Raw genomic sequence first — 16,296 nt, 5'->3', positions numbered from 1 at the left:
GCAGTGGACCTTCTCAATGATCGATCTTGCCGGCTACACGGCATTGACCGAGACGCACGGGGACGAGCGTGCCGCAGACCTGGCGGTCGGATTCGCAGCCATCGCGACCGAAGCCCTTGCCGACGGTGACCGACTGATCAAGCCGATCGGTGACGCGGTCCTCCTGGCTTCGGCCACGCCGGGCAGTGGGTTGGCGCTCGTCGAGCGGATTCTTGATGCCACCACCCGCTTGGATGGATGCCCCCTGGCTCGCGCGGGCCTTCACCACGGTCCCGCGGTCGAGCGGCACGGAGACGTGTTTGGCGCGGCGGTGAACCTGGCTGCGCGCGTGGCTGGGCAAGCAGGCGGCGGGCAGGTCTTAGCAACGACGGTCGTCGCCGATGTGGCACGACACAACGGCCTCCCCCGTCAGCGCCCTCGGCGCCATGTCTCTTCGCAACGTCCAGCAGCCGGTCGACCTGTTCGAGGTGGCGCTGGGAGGCGTGGACGAGCACATTGACGTGGACCCCGTCTGCCGCATGCGGGTCGTCCGGGCGGGCGCGGCTGGAAGGCTCCAACACGAGAGCAAGACCTACTGGTTCTGCTCGCTGGAGTGCGTGGCGATCTTTGCCTCCGACCCCTCACGCATCCTCGCCTGACCAGACTCTTCCGGACGCGTCATTATCGCTACTGCCAGTTGCTTGCAATAGGGTCGGGTTTGTGAGCCTCACGACTAGGACCTCCGCAGCCCGGTCGTTCGCAGCGTCGTTGTCCGCGGCGGATCGTCGGTCGCTGATCGCGATGTCGGCCGCCGTGGTCCTACTGCACGTCGCCGGCTTCGGCATCCTTCTCGGGCTGGTGGCACCGCAACACTACCAACTCGGTGGCGACCACCCCGTGTTCAGCGTCGGTGTAGGCGTTCTCGCCTACACCTTCGGTCTACGCCACGCGTTCGACGCCGACCACATCGCCGCAGTCGACAACACCACCCGCAAGTTGATCGCCGACCGCTCAGCCGATCCCACGCGTAGCCAGCCGCTGTCGGTGGGATTCTGGTTCTCGCTCGGCCACTCGACCATCGTGTTCGCGCTCGCATTCGCGCTCGCTGCCGGTGTGCGCGCCCTCGTCGGACCGATCTCCCAGGACGACTCCACCCTTCACGCCATCACCGGGCTGATCGGACCATCCGTGTCGGGCGTCTTCTTGTGGGTCCTCGGCCTACTCAACCTCGCCGCACTGCTCGGCATCCTTCGCGTGTTCCGCGACATGCGATCGGGGCGGTTCGACGAAGCGGAACTGGAGCGCCGACTCGACAGCCGCGGTCTCATGAACCGCTTCCTCGGAGGGCTCACCAAGTCGGTGCGCAAGCCGTGGCACATCTACCCAGTCGGCGTGCTCTTCGGCCTCGGGTTCGACACCGCGACCGAGGTCGGGCTGCTGGTCCTGGCCGGCGGCGCGGCCGCATTCAGCCTGCCCTTCTACGCAATCCTGGTCCTGCCCATCCTGTTCGCCGCTGGCATGTGCCTGATGGACACCATCGACGGCGTGTTCATGAACGCCGCCTACGGATGGGCGTTCGCCAAGCCCGTCCGGAAGATCTTCTACAACCTCACCATCACCTCGATCTCGGTTGCAGTGGCGCTGCTGATTGGAAGCATCGAACTCATCGGCGTGCTGACGGACCGTTTGGGGATCACGACAGGCCCTCTCGCTGCGATCGGGTCCGCCAACCTCGACTACGCCGGGTACGGCATCGTCGGACTCTTCGTGACCGCCTGGGTGGTCGCACTCGCTGTCTGGAAGTTCGGGCGGATCGAGGAGCGTTGGGCCCTCGAGCCCGAGTCGACCTGACGGTTCACTGCCCCCGGTACCTGGCTGGGATCAGTGCCTCGACCTCCGGCACATATTCGGGAGCACAGGCTCTTGAGCCTGGTCCCACACCACGATCATGAGAGCCAGCGTCGTGCCCGGCTCGTCATCGATCCGGAATCCACCGGCCGGGAAGTCCTGCGCGAAGGTCTCGAGTTCATTGAGCGGCCGCCGCACCGCGTCCTGACCCTGCTCGGCAGCCGGCACCTTGCACGCACGGCCAAGCGCGTGGAGCGCCTTGTGAGCGGCCTCGACGCGGTCCCGTGGTGGCTTCTGAGTTGGTTTCGGGAGGGTGTAGGGCGCCACCACCGCGTTACTGCTGGATGCTGGAGTGCCGGGGCCGGGACTGGGACCGGGACTCGTGAGCACGGCACGAAGCAAGAAGTCTAAGCACGGTGAAGCCGATCAAGAGCACCATCACCGCAGCGATGGGATGCCTGGCAAGCCAGACCACGACCCGGCCCCGGATCACAGGGGGACCTGCCACGTCCCGATCAGCGTGCGGAGTTGCGCGAGCCAGGCCGCCCATAGCCCGGTGACCTCCAAGACACCCAGCACGACGAGCATGCCTCCGCCGGTGCGCATGATGGCCCGTGCGTGCCGGCGAGCGAACGAGAATACTGAGAAGACTCGAGTGATGCCAAAGGCCGAGAGAATGAACGGAATCCCGAGGCCCAGGCTGTAGGCGAACGACAGGAGTGCGCCGCGGCCCGCGGTCCCGGAGGTCGTGGCGAGGGAGAGAACCGCCGCCAGCGTCGGGCCGATGCACGGGGTCCAACCGACACCGAACATGACACCGAGCACGGGAGCGCCAGCGAGTCCGACCTTGGGTCGGTAGCCAAGCCGGACGGTCCGTGAGAGTCCCGGGATGTGTCCCAGCAGACCGGCAAACATGAGCCCCAGGACGATGGTAAGTACCCCGAGAACTCGCAGGATCGTGTCCTGGTGCTGGATCAGGTTTGCGCCGACCGCGCCGAACAGGGCGCCGTAGGCGACGAACACAACGGCGAATCCGAGCACGAACAGCACGGTTCCTCCTACGGCGAGTGATCGCCTCGGCGCGTCCGACGCCAGCGTCACGTCGGCGCCGGCCGCGCCGCTGACGTAGGCCAGGTAGCCGGGCACAAGCGGCAGGCAGCACGGGCTGGCGAAGGAGACCAATCCAGCGAGTATCGCGACGGGGAGAGCGACGAGGAGTGGGCCGTAGGCGACGGCATCGCCGAGGGACGCGGTGCTCATCCGAGGTTCTCTGCGTCCTCGATCAGTCCGCGCAGTGTCGAGGCGTCCACGCGACCAACGATGCGAGCACGGATGACGCCTTGGCGATCGACGACGAGGGTCGAGGGGACGGCACTGACCGGGATGATGCCGGTGAACTGGGCGAGGACGAGACCGCTCTGGTCGTCGAAGGCTCGGGTACGTGATGTCGTACTTGCGCTCGAACGCGCGAGTCTGCGGCCGGGTTGTCGCGAACGTCGATACCCACGAACCGCACACCACGGGGCTCCGACTCCCTCGCGATCGCAGAAAGGTCCGGTGCCTCGGCCCGGCAAGGGGCGCACCACGAGCCCCATACGTTGAGCACCACGACGTGGCCGCGAAGGCCGGGGAGAGACAGGTTGTCGCCTGTGATCGTTGCACCCTCGATCTCCGGCACCGGGATCCCCTTGCTGCCCTGATACAACGTCAGGCCGGTCCCCGCATCGCCCGCACCAGTGTCGCCGGCACGGCTCCTGAGTTGGGTCACCTGCCAAAGGGCGATTCCAGTAACGCCGATCACGACGGCGAGCACCGCGACATTGCGCAACAACCTGCCTGGCACGACCACATCGACACCCATCTACTATCGTGATTAGTTGATAGTAGATGGGTAGTCCCGCCATCTCGAAACGGGGCAGCGAGGACGTGAGAAATGGCAGCCGCAGACCGCGACCGCAAGTTTGGCCTCTCCGCGAAGGCCCGCCGTGTCGTGCTGCCAGTTGCGGGCCTCGCGGTCGCCGTCGTGATCGTCGGCACCGTGACAAATCGTGGGGGTGGATCGAGCGCCGGCGATGGCCCCGTGGTCGGCGATGACCTGCACGCCGTGGGCCGACTCGGCGATCGCCTCGTGGTCGGCGGCCACGGGGGCGCCGGGTACCGGCCTCCCTCCGGCGGATGGACACAGATCGACACGCTCGATGACAAGGACGTGATGGGCTGGGCGGACTCCGACGGCGTCTTCTTGGCGGGCGGGCACGCGGGCCTGTATCGGTCCACCGACGGGGGCGACACCTTCGCCGCAGTCGAGGGTCTGCCGATCTCGGACGTCCACGCCCTCGGTGCCTCCGGAAGCCGGGTCTACCTCGGGTCCCCGGAAACAGGTGTCTTGGTCTCCAACGACGGCGGCGCCAAGTTCGAGCCGGTGACCGATGCGGCCGGGCAGGACTTCATGGGCTCGATTTGGGTCGACCCGAGCAACGCGGACATCGCGGTTGCGCCGTCGATGCAAGGCGGCGCAGTCGAGACGACCGACGGCGGCCGCACATGGTCGCCCCTGGGCTCGTCTTCGGGAGCCATGGCCGTGGCCGTGAGCAATGACGGTCAGCAGATCGTCGCGCTCGGGATGAACGGCGCCGAGCGCAGCATGGACGCTGGGGCGACGTGGAACTCCTTGGACGTTCCCGACGCGACGAGTGCCGCCACCTACACTTCTCAAGGCGACCTCGTGGTCGCAGCGCTTTCCGGAGACCGCGCACAGGTCTACAAGTCGGTGGGCAGCAGATGGACCTCGCTGAGGTGAGGATGAGGACCGGTGAGTCAAGGAACCGTGGAAGGGGGGCAGCATGCGTCCACTCGGTGAACTCGAGGCCGTCGTGATGGAGCACCTGTGGGCGGCCGACGATGCGATGGCTGTGCGTGAGGTCCTTGAACGCATCGATCGCGACCCGCCGCTGGCGTACACCACGGTCTTGACGGTGATGGACAACCTGCACCGCAAGGGCTTCCTGACCCGTGAGAAGGATGGGCGCGCGTACCGCTACCAGCCCACGAAGGGCCGGGCAGATCACACCGCCGACCTGATGCATGAGCCTGCTCAGCGACAGCGGGGACCGCTCCGACACCTTGATGCGCTTCCTGGACCGCATGACGCCCAGCGAGGTCAAGCGACTCAAGGATGCACTCGATGATTAGTGCGCTTCTGCTGGTCACGTACGGCATCACCACCGGAACCTGGGGAGCCAAGAGTCTCCTCCACGCGCGTTGGACATCCTCGGCACCGCGCCTCGCGATCGCTGCCTGGCAGGCGGTGGCTGCCTCGATCTTGATGAGTCTGCTCGCCGCCGGAGCGGCGCTGGCGATCAGCCTTCCAGCACGTCCGCGGTGACCTGGCGCGCCTGTTCGATCTGTGTGCCGACAACCTCAAGCATGGCTACGCCTCCCCCGGTGGTGCCTTCGTGGCCACGCTCGGGGTGACTGCGGCGACCCTGCTCGTGACCAGGACGGTCTGGTGCGCCGCTCGCGTTGTGCGCCAGGAGCGACGCGAGCGAGTCCGCCCGGCTCGCGGTGCTCGACCTCGTCGGTCGGACTGGTGTCGTGCCCGGTGCGCTCGTGCTCGACCACGACGAGCCGTACGCCTTCTGCATCGGCGGCAGGCGGCACCGGGTGGTCGTCACCGAGGGCCTGCTCGCCACGTTGGACCAGCGCGAGCTCGAGGCGGTGCTCGCGCATGAGAGCGCCCACCTGCACCAGCGTCACCATCTCGCGCTCATGTTGAGCAGAACCCTATTCGGAACCCTGTCGCCGTTCTTCCCCGCCTTCGGCCGAGCGATGTCGGAGGTTCGGCTGCTGGCCGAGTTTCTGTGCGGACGATTCCGCTCGGCGGCAGGTGGGTGCTCGGCCCTTAGGTACGGCACTGGCGCGGCTGGCGTGCATGCCTGCCCCAGCGGGGACGCTCGCGGCTAGCGCGCACGAGGTCGAGAAACGCCTGCTCCGGCTGACCGGCCCGGATCTCGGTCTGCGGCGTGAGCGCCTCATCGTCGGCGCGGTCGCAGTCGCGGCGGTCGTGATGGTTCCGCTGGCGCTCGCTGCGGCGCCGGCGATCGCGCTCGCCTGGGAAGGCATCTGCCTCGTCGGGTGACCTGCGCGACCCTTCAGGATCCGGAGGGCTGACGGTCGAACGGGTTGGACGGGTAGCCGGTGTCGAAGTGCATGTAGTCAGCGACGTCGATGTTCTGCCAGATCCACCCTTCGTCGCGGAACGCGGTCCACACGACGCCCCCGCGCAGGACCTTTCCCGGGCCCTCGACTCGTGCTGCGTTCGCCTTCGACGGGAACCAGCACTTGCAGCGCAGGTCCCGCCAAGGGTTCTCGACGGGGTTGATGTCGATGGCCCGCCCGTTGGCATGCGGCGACTTCAGGAATGGCGCGTTGATCTGGTTGGCGGTCCGGCAGTTGTACGCCGAGGTGTTGTCGTCGGCCAAGGCTGGCGTTGGCGTCGCCGTCGTACTTCTCCAGCGGCCGCATCCTGCGGATCGGGAAGCGATTTGCGAACAAGGTGCTGAAGATGCGCACCACGCTGGCCGCGACGTCCCGGTTGACGACCAGGCTGACCGCGTTGCACCTCCCCTGCGAAGTCGACGAAGTTGATCCGCACTGATCCCAGCCTGGGAGCGACGGGTGATCGGACATCCCGGTCGCGCCATCCCGGCGGCCTTCATCGCCTGCCACTGGCGCACGGGTATCGGCTCGACGACCGGTCGAGCAGGATTAGGCCGAGGAGCGGAGGAAGCGTCGCTGCTCGACCCGGAGGGTTCTGCGCCGGGAGGGGAGCATCCCACCAGCACCACGAGTAGGACGACCGTGGCGCCGAGCAATCGGCGCCGCTTCATGCGACCTTGTGCAGATCGCGCTCGTAGTACGACAACCGCCTCCCGTCGACGCCCGTGGAATCCCGGATGTGGGTCCACCCCGACTTGGCGTAGAACTCCCCCGCGCCCCCGGTTCCTGCGATGGTGACCAAGCAAGCACGATCGCGCTGCGCGGCGCGGGCATGATCGAGGAAGGCGTCGACCAACACCGTTCCGAGTCCAGACCCGCGGCAGTCCTTGGCGACCACCACGTGCGACAAGACAGCCAGCCGAGGACCAGCGAAGTGCTTGACCGTCGCATGGTTGCGTACCAGCAGCGCCACGACGTACCTGCGTGCCCTGGTGACCAGGAACTTCGCAAGGACTGCCGGCCTTCGCATCAGGCCAAGGAGGCCACAGGTCGCCAGCGCGAGGCCGTGATAGGCCAGAAGGAGCCGGCGATGCGGAGCCGGGTCGAGGATGCCCGCGAGATACCCGGCGGGCATCCCCGCGACCTCGACCACTAGCGCGACGGCGAGAGGCCCGTCTAAGAATGTGCGGTAGTAGCGGCGCAGGAAGCGGGGGCCCAGACGAGCGAAGAACCCGCGCGGGAAGCTCGTCACGGTGTGCTTGGACGACCTGCGGCAGATCCTGAAGGCCCATCCGCCGCACGACCACCGGGCCGCCAAGAACATCGCGGTGATCGTGGTCGCGTTGGCCGTCGTGATGGTTGGTCGTCGAAACCATGGTCTGCCCGCCCGCTCCGTTGCCTGACATCTCACTCCACTCGATCTACTATGATTGATAGTAGTCAGGTCGAGTGGCCGTGATCCAAGGAGGGAACGACGATGGCAAGCATCCGTCGGCGAGCACAGCAGTCTGAGGTCGACCGTCAGGCTCTCGGGGTGGTCCAAGCGACGCGTGCTCTCGTGGTCGTTGTTCGGCCTCGCCGGCTTGGTCGCTGTTCAGCACCTGCTCGCCCATGGTGGCTTTCGCCCGATCCCGATCTCGATGGGCTGGCAGGACCTCTTGATTGGCTATCCGATGGCCATCGCGCTGGTGGTGGTCGGCGGCATCGCCATGGACCCGAACCCTCGGATCTGAGGCCGCCGGGTGGTCCTCCTGTCGCTGCCGAGCCCGGCTCAGGGCGTCTGGCACCTCGGCCCTTTCCCGCTGCGCGGTTACGCGCTAGGCATCATCGCCGGCATCGTGGCCGCCATCTGGCTCGCCGAGCGCCGCTTTGTCGCCAGCGGAGGGCGACAGGGTGTCGTCGCGGACGTGGCGATGTGGGCGGTGCCCTTCGGCATCGTGGGCGGCCGCCTCTACCACGTCGCCACGGACCCCGAGCTCTACTTCACGGCCGGCAAGAACCCCTGGAACGCCCTCGCAGTGTGGCACGGCGGCCTCGGCATCTGGGGAGCCGTCGCGCTGGGCGCCGTCGGGGCGTGGATCGGCTCCCGACGGGCTGGAGTGTCGTTTTCCGGCCTAGCCTGGGCCTTGGCCCCTGCCATCCCTCTGGCGCAGGCGATTGGGCGTTGGGGCAACTGGTTCAACCAGGAGGCTTTTCGGCAAGCCAACCGACCTTCCCTGGGGGCTGCGGATCGATTCCGCCCACCGCCCCGACGGCTACGAGACGGACTCGACCTTCCACCCCGCGTTCCTTTATGAGTCGATTTGGGACCTCGGCGTCGCGGGCATGGTCATCTGGGTCGGCAACCGCTTCCGGCTCACCGGAGGCCAGGCTCTTCGCGGTCTACGTCATGGGCTACACGACCGGACGTGGATGGATCGAATACTTGCGCATCGACTCGGTCAACCATGTGCTCGGTCTCCGGCTCAACGTGTGGACCAGCATCATCGTGTTCCTCGCCGCGGCCGTCTTCTTCTTCATCTCGACGCGACGCGCCAGGCGCGCTGGCGAGCCCGAGCCTTGCCGAAGAGCCTTCCAGCGTCGTGACTCGAACGGCGGCACCGCCCCTCACCACCCAGCCCGCGACCCCGGACCCGGCACCTCCTGCCCTTTCGCCGGTCGAACTCATGCGATGGGCTTGGCGGCAGCTGACATCCATGAGGACCGCCCTGGTCCTGTTGATGCTGCTCGCCCTGGCCGCCATCCCTGGCTCGTTGATCCCTCAACAGCGGGTAGACGCCCGGGCCGTCTCGCTCTGGAAGTCGGATCACCCGAGGCTGACTCCGCTGTTCGACCGGGCTGGCATGTTCCACGTCTACGGCTCGGCCTGGTTCAGCGCCATCTACATCCTGCTCATGGTGTCCCTGGTCGGGTGCATCGTGCCGCGACTGCGCGTCTACTGGCGAGCCCTTCTCGCACGGCCGCCGGCGGCTCCGCGAAACCTGACACGTCTGCCCTCGTGGGCGTCAGGCCACACCTCAGCGCCGCCCGATGAGGTGGCCCAAGCGGCAGCGCAGATGCTTCGTCGGCAGCGCTTTCGACGCGTCATCGATCGCACGTCTGACGACGGATCCGTCACCCTCTGCGCTCAACGGGGCTACCTTCGCGAAGCAGGCAATCTGCTCTTCCATCTGAGTCTCGTGGTCGTGCTGGTCGCGTTCGCCGCTGGCGATCTCTTCGGATACCGGGGCGGGGTCATCCTCGTGTCCGGCCAGACGTTCACCAACGCCCGGCAGTCCTACGACGACTTCGCCCCGGGCGGCTTCTTCCGCGACACCAGCCTCGACCCGTTCAGCCTTCAACTCGACGACTTCAAGGCGTCCTTTCTTCAGACCGGGCCGAGCGTCGGGCAGCCAACAGCGTTCAGTGCCGATGTCACCTACCGCTCCAGGCCCGGCGCTTCGGACGAGAAGGCCACGTTGAAGGTCAACCATCCCCTGACCGTGGACGACACGAGCGTCTTCCTCGTCGGCAACGGATACGCCCCCGTGATCACGGTCCGCGACGGCAACGGCGAGGTGGCCTACTCCGGGCCGACGGTCTTTCTTCCTGAAAACCCCTCCTACGCCTCCTGGGGTGTGGTCAAGGTGCCGGACGCCGCGCCAACCCAACTCGGCTTCGAAGGCGAGTTCCTGCCTACCTACGGCAAGGACCTGACTGGCCGCGTCGTCTCCCGGTTTCCCGACGCTTTGGCGCCGACTCTGTCCCTGACCCCATTCGTCGGGGACCTGGGCCTGGGATCCGGCGTGCCGCAGTCGGTGTACGCGCTCAACAAGACGTCCTTGAGGGCGGTGAAGGGCAAGGGTGGAAAGCCGCTGACGCTCACTATCGCCATGGGCGAGACCCGAGAACTGCCTGATGGCGCCGGCTCCATCAGGCTTCGACGGCGTCCAACGCTGGGCAAAGCCCAGGTGAGCTCCACCCCCGCCGAACCACTCGCCCTGGGCGGCGTGATCCTCGGTCTCGTCGGCCTGCTCGGCTCGCTCTACATCCGCCCTCGACGTCTCTGGGTTCGAGCTTTGCCCTAGCGACGGCGGCACTCTCGTCGAGGTCGCCGGCCTCGACCGACACGGCAAGCGGGGACTCGACGTCGCCGTCCAGCAGGCTGACCGACGACCTCACGAAGGCAAGATGATGACGCCAGCGCAGTACGCCCAGTTCAGCAACACCGCGATCATGTTCGCGGCCGTCCTCTACTGCCTCGCGCTCCTGGCTCACATCACCGAAGTGGCCCTGACGCGCAGCCCGACAACGACACCTGTCGCCGTCGGTGCGGGCGGGGCGCCAGCGCCACAGGCCAAGGAACGCAAGGACGCCCCTAGAGTCGAATTTGCCGGCCGGCTGGGGGTCTCGTTCACAGCGGTCGCGTTCCTCCTCCACGCCGCCGGCGTAGTGACTCGAGGCCTCGCCGCGGAGCGGGTGCCGTGGGGCAACATGTACGAGTTCACCATCACCGGCAGTGCCGCCGCCGTCGCGACCTACCTGGTGTGGTTGCGGTTCCAGCCCGTACGGTGGCTCGGCCTTCCGATCACGGCTCTCTCGGTGATCATGCTCATGCTGGCCGTGCTTCTTCTCGACGTACCCGCCGGCCCGCTCGTGCCCGCGCTCCAGTCGTACTGGCTCTACGTCCACGTCACCGCCGCTCTCCTGGCGACAGGCGCATTCACCGTGGGGGCGCTCGCCTCGATCCTGTTCATCGTCCGGAGCCGAGCCGAGGCCAAGGGAACAACGGCACGAGGCCTCAGCGCCCGCCTCCCCGATACCGAGACAATCGACACCTTCGCCTACCAGGCTCCACGCCTTCGGATTCCCCCGTCTGGACCTTCGCCGCCCTGATCGCTGGCCCCATCTGGGCCAGGTTCGCCTGGGGCCGCTACTGGGGCTGGGACCCCAAAGAGGTATGGGCTTTCGTCACCTGGGTCGCCTACGCCGCCTACCTCCACGCCCGCGCGACCGCTGGCTGGAGGGGCCAACGCGCGGCCATCTTGGCCCTGATCGGGTTTGCGGCCTTGTGGTTCAACTTCATCGGCGTCAACTTCTTCATCAGCGGCCTGCACTCCTACGCAGGCAAGTAGGCTTCGTGCGCTCGCACGACGGCCAACGACGATGGTCGAGATCGCCGCTCGCCGTCGCCGTCGCCGTCGCGGCCGGAGTGGGGGCCGCTCTGTCGTTCGCGCCGGTTGGCGCGGGATGGCTGATGCCCATTGGCTTGGCGGGCCTGTGGTGCACGCTCAGACACAGCAGCGTGGCGGGCTCAGTTGTCCGAGGATTCGCGTTTGGGCTGGCATACCTGGGTCTGTCGCTGTTCTGGCTCAACGCATCGATCGGAACGAGTGCCTGGCTCGCGTTGACCGCCGCCGAAGCCACCCTGATCACGGCGGGCGTGGCCCTGATGCGGTTCGCTGCTCCGCTCGCCCTGGGTCCCCTGTGGGCAGCCGCACTGTGGATAGTTGCTGAGACCGTGCGCAGCACCTGGCCGCTCGGCGGGATGCCGTGGGCCCGCACCGGCTTCACCGCAGTCGACGCTCCCTGGTCAGGGCTCCTGCCGTACGCGGGGATTACGGGGACCGGGTTCTTGATCGCCGCCGGTGCCTTCGCTGCTACCGAGCCTTGTCTTGGGGATCTTCGGACGCGAGCGAAACAACCTACGACCATCCATGGTGGTGCTGATGCTGGTCGTCGGGTTCGTGGGTGCGGCCTGGTGGCGTCCTGTCGTGCCTGCGAGCACGGGCTCGGTCCGCGTCGCCGTCGTTCAGGGTGGGGTTCCGGGCGATGGAACCGAGCCTGGCTAGGTTTCATCGGGCTGTCACTCGCAACCACGCTGAGGCCACCGCGGATCTGGCCGTGGATCTGGAGCGGGCCGGCGACTCGGTTGACCTCGTCGTGTGGCCCGAGAACTCAACGGCCGTCGATCCGATCGCGGACGCGACCGCTCATGAGACTCATCGATGCAGCCGCGCAGACGGCAGGTGCGCCTGTGCTGGTTGGCGGCATCTTCGACGGGCAGGACGCCGCCACGGCGTACAACCAGGGGCTGCTCTGGCCCTCCGAGGGGCATCCCGAGGATCGCCGGGCCGCCACCTACACCAAGCGTCACCTGGTGCCCTTCGGCGAATACATCCCGTGGAGATCGGTCATCGGGTCCTGGTCGCCGCGCTTCAAGGCTCATCCCCCGCGACATGCTGCCGGGAACGCCTAGCGTCCCCCTCGCCCTCGGTGAGATCCCGTTCGCGGCCGCCATCTGCTTCGACGTGGCCTACGACGATGTCATCGCCGACCAGGTCATTCAGGGAGCGCAATTCGTGACGGTCCAGACCAGTAACGCCACGTTCTTCGGCACCACGCAACCGGACCAGCAGACTCGCCATCACGAGGGCCCGGGCGATGGAGTCGGGTCGAGCGGTGGTGGTCGCATCCACCAATGGCGTCTCCGCCGTCATCGACCGGAACGGGGACGTCGTCGCGACGCTCCCGCGCGGCGAGACCGCAACGACCGTGAGCGATGTGCAGCTGGCCACCACTGTCACGCCAGCCGTTCGGTGGCGTGATCTTCAGCAGCCCATGATCCTTGCGCTCGCGGCAGCCGGACTGGTCCTCAGCCTGGTGCGCCGCCGGTATCCGGATCGCGCCGTTCGGGGGCAGTCCCGGCGGTCGGGCCGTCCAGGGCCGATTCCCCCTCCGGCTGAACAGCCGCGATCCCGTCAGGCACCGTGCTCTCAGTGAGTCGCCACACCACCGCAGATACCACGACAAACGCTACGACAGGGATCCCGACGAACAACCCGATCACCTGCAACCACATCACCGTCACGCAGCCCTCTCGGTCACGTTCGCTCAAACCCGGATGTAGGACTACCGGACGCGGACGGTCCAGGTTGCCTGTGCCGGATCGAGGCCTCCGCTGCCCCGGAAGCGGACTACTACTTCGTGGTTGCCCGAGGGCAGTCCACGGAAGACCGCCCGCGCGAGACCGTCGACAAGGTCGAGCCTTTGGACCCGCTCGCCGACCCTGATGGCGACCCGGCCTGAGGCCGCTTGCTCGACTCCGATTGGCGGCAGGACTCGAACCTTGACGGCCGCTCGTCCGCGTCGTCGTGACCGTGCCTTGACACGCAGAGTGGGCGTGCCGGACGTCGTACTTGGCGCGGAGAGTGTCTGTGTGACCGATGGTCTGGGTTCTTGTGCTGCAGTGACCTGGACAGCGAGCCTGGGCGCCCAGGTCTGCCGGGACACAGGTGTAGGACGCCGAGGTCGCTCCCGGGATCGGAGCGCCGTTGCGCAACCAGGTGAAGGTGACGGTCGCATTCGGAGGGTCGAAGGACCCGGGTATGACGGTCAGCGTCTCTCCGATGCGAGCGTTTCCCGACATCTTCGCCGGCACGGCCACGACGATCGAATGCGAAGCTCGTCCACGCTTTCGAGATCGCGTTCGCGACCTGTTCTCTGACTGTCGGGAGCGCGGCATAGAGATGACGTCCCGGACAGGCTGTGTCGTTAGTGTCACGATGCCCGTCGATCACAGGCAGGGCAACCTTCTTGCCGGCTCGGTACTTGTCGCTGCCCTCAGAGGTCACGGTCGTCGATCCAGCCGGGTTCCCGGAGAACGAGTAGACCTTCCAAGCCGCGACCGCTGCGACACCGCCGAGGATCTTGGGATCGGGCGCGACTAGGTCGAAGTTGCCGATCACAGCGACGCCGGTCGACGTGCCGTTGAAGCCTCTCGTGTGGGCGCCGCGAACCGGCTGGTCAACACCCCCGGCACGGCCCTCCCAGATCCGACCGAATCGGTCGACGAGGAAGTTGTACCCGATGTCGGACCAACCCAGGTTGTGCGTGTGGTAGCGGTAGAAGCCGCGAAGGAGCGCCGGGACCGCCGCAGCCGTGTAGTCGTTGCCGCTCGCCGTGTGGTGGATATGGACTTGCTGCAGTGCGCTGTTCAGAGCGGGCCTGTCACTTCGCCAGGCCTCATTCGCCCCCCAGGCGGCCCGGGTCAGGATCTCGGGCTTGAGCAGGGCGAGTTGCTGCGCCTTCTTGGTCGCCGTGTCGGGACCCGGTGCTGCACGACTGGATCGGGACGCTGACGGGATCGCGTCACCCTTTCGAGCCAGCGGGTGCAGAAGTACCAATGCGAGCCTGCGGTGGGCGGGCGCCGTTGACCTCGAGCCTGGATGCCATCGGCTCGCCCGACCCAGACCAGGCTCCGTGCCAGTGTGAGTAGCCGACTGGGGGTTCGCGTCGTCGGCCCCGCCGTGGAGGGGAGGGAGCGGCGTCCACGGCCCCCATCCGGCCTTGCCTCGGGAGCGGATGCGGAACGTCGGCTTCTCGACGCTTTGGGCTGGCCAGATGAACGCCGCCATCGTGAAGGTGGAGGTTGGTAGGCGCCGCGAGCGCCACTGGTCTGGTCCTGACCGGCGAACGATTGAGGAGTCGATCGGGACCTCCAGCGTGCCCATGCCGGGAGTCTCGTGGCTGGACAGCACGAGGCCGCGGTCCGTGCTCTTGCCGGCGGGGCCAGAGGCCAGCCTGATCGCGCCACCGACAGCACCGGCCGCGCCGATCCCGGCCACGCCCTTCAGTACGAGCCGCCTCCCCGCAGACGACCGGCGATTCACATCAGCATCAGCAGTCACATGCATAACTATGCTTCATAGTAGGTGTCGAGATCGGTTCCCATGGCGCGAGTCGTGGGTTCTAGTGCGGCTACGCCTGGGCACCGTGGTCGGCGAGCGCCGTCTTCGGGTCGATGGGATCGCCGCCGTCAGGACGAACCTCGACGTGGACATGGGAGCCAGTGCTGTTGCCCGTGCTGCCCACCTCGCCGATCTTCTGCCCGCGCTCGACAGGATCCCCCACCTCGACAGTGATCCGGGACTGGTGGGCATACCAGATTTCGGTGCCGTCCGGCGACTCGATGATCGTGCGGAAGCCATAGGCGCCAGCCCAGCCAGCCGACGTGACCTTGCCTCCGGCCACAGCGTGGATCGGCGTCCCAGTGTCGGTGGCGAAGTCGAGGCCGGTGTGGACCGTGCTCCACAGCGAACTGCGCTCCCCGAAGGTTCCGGTCAGACGGTAGGTGGCGACCGGGAGGACCCACTGGGCCGCCTCGCGCCGTGCCGCCTCTCGCGCAGGCTTCGCGGTCGAGTTGCACCAAGGCCGCACTTCGCCTGTCCATGGCTTGTTGCGCCTGGTCTTCATTCGAGTTCCCAGATGAAGACCGATTCGCTGATCGGCTCAACCCGACACGACTCACGGCTTGCGAAGCAGGTGCACTGCTGTCCTGATTGACCGGACTTGCTGCCGTCGTGGCCAGCGACTCCTGCGTCATCGACTCGCTTACCCCAGCGGCCCCACTGAGAGCCTCCCACGACGAGTACAGCGGTTGCGATTTGAGGATGGCGACTTCGCGTCGATCGGTGGGGTTGCTGGCGATGTCGGCCGGCCGACGGCCGCGGGACCGGCTCGGTGACCAGTTTCCGCTTGCCAGCGCCCTCATAGCGTGGCGTCTTCTGGACGTCTCTGACGTACTTGTGCGCACCGGCCACCTGCTCTCCTCGACCACCAAATTTGCATGCGAACCCGCGTCGAGGACCTGAGGTGGTGGGTGCCCGCAACGGGGAAGGCACGGGCACCCACCTGTGGGAGGGGACGTCCCGTCTCTACTATTGACCATAGTAGATTGGTGGGCGTGAACCAACTTGGGCTTGTCTCCCGATCGTCCGTTGCGCTGACCCTCGATCGCACGGACGGTATGCGCTGGGTGACGATTGTCGGCGTCATCGGGTTCGCGAGTGCCGCTGCGATGGCCTCATTCGGTCTGCCGCCGGTCGATCTCCACGGGCCTCTTCACCGGATGGGCATCATGGACCCGTTGTGCGGTGGAACCCGAGCCGCGAGACTCACGGCCCAGGGCAACCTCGGCGCGGCGTGGCGGTACAACCCACTAGGAATCGTCACGACGGTCGCCGCCGGCCTCGCCGCCGCCAGACTCCTGCTCGGGTTGACGGCGCGGCGATGGGTCAATGTCTCGATCTTCTGGACACCCAGAACGAAGCGAATCGCTCTGGTCGTGGTGCTCGTGCTGCTCACAGCCCTGGAGGTTCGGCAACAAGGCCGGGCCGATCTGTTGCTACGTCGCTCTTGAGAGTTTGCGTGGTTGAGGACAACGGCGGCCTATTCCATCACCTGGAAGACTGCCGGTCATGAGACCGGCGT

Annotated in this window: 19 protein-coding genes and 5 pseudogenes; 18 read left to right on the top strand and 6 right to left on the bottom strand. The window is 67.0% G+C overall.

Annotated features, from left to right (window positions below):
• Window positions 1-13: 13 nt before the first annotated feature.
• Entirely contained in the window at window positions 14-340 is a 327-nt protein-coding gene (locus tag G5V59_RS25090) for a hypothetical protein (protein ID WP_278258309.1), read from the bottom strand.
• A gap of 85 nt (window positions 341-425) precedes the next feature.
• Here G5V59_RS25090 and G5V59_RS25085 point away from each other — a divergent pair, with 85 nt between their 5' ends.
• Complete coding sequence (locus G5V59_RS25085; protein ID WP_278258308.1) at window positions 426-638, top strand: YHS domain-containing protein; 213 nt, start codon at window positions 426-428, stop codon at window positions 636-638.
• A gap of 142 nt (window positions 639-780) precedes the next feature.
• Window positions 781-1,830: a HoxN/HupN/NixA family nickel/cobalt transporter gene (locus G5V59_RS25080; protein ID WP_278258307.1), complete on the top strand. Its 1,050-nt coding sequence runs from the start codon at window positions 781-783 to the stop codon at window positions 1,828-1,830.
• 30 nt (window positions 1,831-1,860) lie between these two features.
• On the opposite strand, the gene G5V59_RS25075 is transcribed toward G5V59_RS25080, so the two are convergent.
• Window positions 1,861-2,157, bottom strand: a complete 297-nt coding sequence (locus G5V59_RS25075; protein ID WP_278258306.1) for a hypothetical protein — start codon at window positions 2,155-2,157, stop codon at window positions 1,861-1,863.
• A 159-nt stretch (window positions 2,158-2,316) separates the two neighbouring features.
• On the bottom strand, window positions 2,317-3,087 hold the full coding sequence (locus G5V59_RS25070; RefSeq protein WP_278258305.1) for a cytochrome c biogenesis protein CcdA: 771 nt from the start codon (window positions 3,085-3,087) through the stop codon (window positions 2,317-2,319).
• Between the two features lie 352 nt (window positions 3,088-3,439).
• On the opposite strand from G5V59_RS25070, the gene G5V59_RS25065 reads away from it, so the two are divergent.
• From G5V59_RS25065 to G5V59_RS25040, 6 genes and pseudogenes are all read left to right on the top strand, one after another.
• On the top strand, window positions 3,440-3,700 hold the full coding sequence (locus G5V59_RS25065) for a hypothetical protein (protein WP_278258304.1): 261 nt from the start codon (window positions 3,440-3,442) through the stop codon (window positions 3,698-3,700).
• A 60-nt stretch (window positions 3,701-3,760) separates the two neighbouring features.
• Window positions 3,761-4,627: a hypothetical protein gene (locus G5V59_RS25060; protein WP_278258303.1), complete on the top strand. Its 867-nt coding sequence runs from the start codon at window positions 3,761-3,763 to the stop codon at window positions 4,625-4,627.
• A gap of 43 nt (window positions 4,628-4,670) precedes the next feature.
• Window positions 4,671-4,868: pseudogene (locus G5V59_RS25055) on the top strand (BlaI/MecI/CopY family transcriptional regulator); the annotation flags it as partial.
• Between the two features lie 143 nt (window positions 4,869-5,011).
• Window positions 5,012-5,212, top strand: a complete 201-nt coding sequence (locus tag G5V59_RS25050) for a hypothetical protein (RefSeq protein ID WP_278258302.1) — start codon at window positions 5,012-5,014, stop codon at window positions 5,210-5,212.
• Between the two features lie 179 nt (window positions 5,213-5,391).
• Window positions 5,392-5,790 carry a M56 family metallopeptidase gene (locus tag G5V59_RS25045; protein ID WP_278258301.1) on the top strand — a complete coding sequence of 133 codons (399 nt, stop codon included), beginning with the start codon at window positions 5,392-5,394 and terminating at the stop codon, window positions 5,788-5,790.
• A complete protein-coding gene (locus G5V59_RS25040; RefSeq protein WP_278258300.1) occupies window positions 5,759-5,965 on the top strand; it encodes a hypothetical protein in 207 nt (68 codons plus the stop codon). The genes G5V59_RS25045 and G5V59_RS25040 overlap by 32 nt, the downstream gene beginning before the upstream one ends.
• Before the next feature lie 13 nt (window positions 5,966-5,978).
• Here G5V59_RS25040 and G5V59_RS25035 read toward each other — a convergent pair whose 3' ends face one another.
• Complete coding sequence (locus G5V59_RS25035; RefSeq protein WP_278258299.1) at window positions 5,979-6,308, bottom strand: M15 family metallopeptidase; 330 nt, start codon at window positions 6,306-6,308, stop codon at window positions 5,979-5,981.
• Window positions 6,309-6,316: 8 nt separating this feature from the next.
• Here G5V59_RS25035 and G5V59_RS25030 point away from each other — a divergent pair, with 8 nt between their 5' ends.
• Window positions 6,317-6,484, top strand: a complete 168-nt coding sequence (locus G5V59_RS25030; protein WP_278258298.1) for a hypothetical protein — start codon at window positions 6,317-6,319, stop codon at window positions 6,482-6,484.
• Window positions 6,485-6,712: 228 nt separating this feature from the next.
• On the opposite strand, the gene G5V59_RS25025 is transcribed toward G5V59_RS25030, so the two are convergent.
• A complete protein-coding gene (locus G5V59_RS25025; protein WP_278258297.1) occupies window positions 6,713-7,297 on the bottom strand; it encodes a GNAT family N-acetyltransferase in 585 nt (194 codons plus the stop codon).
• Between the two features lie 7 nt (window positions 7,298-7,304).
• Here G5V59_RS25025 and G5V59_RS25020 point away from each other — a divergent pair, with 7 nt between their 5' ends.
• From G5V59_RS25020 to G5V59_RS24985, 8 genes and pseudogenes are all read left to right on the top strand, one after another.
• Window positions 7,305-7,448 (top strand): hypothetical protein, encoded by a 144-nt coding sequence (locus G5V59_RS25020; protein WP_278258296.1) that lies wholly within the window; start codon window positions 7,305-7,307, stop codon window positions 7,446-7,448.
• A gap of 147 nt (window positions 7,449-7,595) precedes the next feature.
• On the top strand, window positions 7,596-7,778 hold the full coding sequence (locus G5V59_RS25015; protein WP_278258295.1) for a hypothetical protein: 183 nt from the start codon (window positions 7,596-7,598) through the stop codon (window positions 7,776-7,778).
• Window positions 7,779-7,787: 9 nt separating this feature from the next.
• Window positions 7,788-8,183: pseudogene (locus G5V59_RS25010) on the top strand (prolipoprotein diacylglyceryl transferase family protein); the annotation flags it as partial.
• A gap of 19 nt (window positions 8,184-8,202) precedes the next feature.
• Window positions 8,203-8,331 (top strand): annotated as a pseudogene (locus G5V59_RS25005) (prolipoprotein diacylglyceryl transferase); the annotation flags it as partial.
• Window positions 8,332-8,338: 7 nt separating this feature from the next.
• Window positions 8,339-8,503: pseudogene (locus G5V59_RS37645) on the top strand (hypothetical protein); the annotation flags it as partial.
• A gap of 262 nt (window positions 8,504-8,765) precedes the next feature.
• The gene (locus G5V59_RS24995) at window positions 8,766-10,112 is read left to right on the top strand and encodes a cytochrome c biogenesis protein ResB (protein WP_278258294.1); all 1,347 of its coding nucleotides are present in this window, start codon (window positions 8,766-8,768) and stop codon (window positions 10,110-10,112) included.
• A 106-nt stretch (window positions 10,113-10,218) separates the two neighbouring features.
• Window positions 10,219-11,159 (top strand): annotated as a pseudogene (ccsB, locus tag G5V59_RS24990) (c-type cytochrome biogenesis protein CcsB).
• A gap of 860 nt (window positions 11,160-12,019) precedes the next feature.
• Window positions 12,020-12,283 (top strand): hypothetical protein, encoded by a 264-nt coding sequence (locus G5V59_RS24985; protein WP_278258293.1) that lies wholly within the window; start codon window positions 12,020-12,022, stop codon window positions 12,281-12,283.
• A gap of 2,501 nt (window positions 12,284-14,784) precedes the next feature.
• On the opposite strand, the gene G5V59_RS24980 is transcribed toward G5V59_RS24985, so the two are convergent.
• A complete protein-coding gene (locus G5V59_RS24980; RefSeq protein WP_278258292.1) occupies window positions 14,785-15,279 on the bottom strand; it encodes a M23 family metallopeptidase in 495 nt (164 codons plus the stop codon).
• 490 nt (window positions 15,280-15,769) lie between these two features.
• On the opposite strand from G5V59_RS24980, the gene G5V59_RS24975 reads away from it, so the two are divergent.
• Complete coding sequence (locus tag G5V59_RS24975) at window positions 15,770-16,225, top strand: DUF2752 domain-containing protein (protein ID WP_278258291.1); 456 nt, start codon at window positions 15,770-15,772, stop codon at window positions 16,223-16,225.
• The last annotated feature ends 71 nt before the right edge of the window (window positions 16,226-16,296 follow it).

It is taken from the genome of Nocardioides convexus, assembly GCF_011090295.1.
The sequence above is the reverse complement of the archived record's forward strand: the minus strand, read 5'-3'. Positions and strand labels throughout refer to the sequence as shown.

Excerpts from the sequence above, each read along its gene's own strand:
- G5V59_RS25080 (WP_278258307.1), top strand. The coding sequence starts at position 781 with ATGTCGGCCGCCGTGGTCCTACTGCACGTCGCCGGCTTCGGCATCCTT.
- G5V59_RS25050 (WP_278258302.1), top strand. The coding sequence starts at position 5,012 with ATGATTAGTGCGCTTCTGCTGGTCACGTACGGCATCACCACCGGAACC.
- G5V59_RS25060 (WP_278258303.1), top strand. The coding sequence starts at position 3,761 with ATGGCAGCCGCAGACCGCGACCGCAAGTTTGGCCTCTCCGCGAAGGCC.
- G5V59_RS24995 (WP_278258294.1), top strand. The coding sequence starts at position 8,766 with ATGCTGCTCGCCCTGGCCGCCATCCCTGGCTCGTTGATCCCTCAACAG.
- G5V59_RS24985 (WP_278258293.1), top strand. The coding sequence starts at position 12,020 with ATGAGACTCATCGATGCAGCCGCGCAGACGGCAGGTGCGCCTGTGCTG.
- G5V59_RS25070 (WP_278258305.1), bottom strand. The coding sequence starts at position 3,087 with ATGAGCACCGCGTCCCTCGGCGATGCCGTCGCCTACGGCCCACTCCTC.
- G5V59_RS24980 (WP_278258292.1), bottom strand. The coding sequence starts at position 15,279 with ATGAAGACCAGGCGCAACAAGCCATGGACAGGCGAAGTGCGGCCTTGG.
- G5V59_RS25040 (WP_278258300.1), top strand. The coding sequence starts at position 5,759 with ATGCCTGCCCCAGCGGGGACGCTCGCGGCTAGCGCGCACGAGGTCGAG.
- G5V59_RS25085 (WP_278258308.1), top strand. The coding sequence starts at position 426 with ATGTCTCTTCGCAACGTCCAGCAGCCGGTCGACCTGTTCGAGGTGGCG.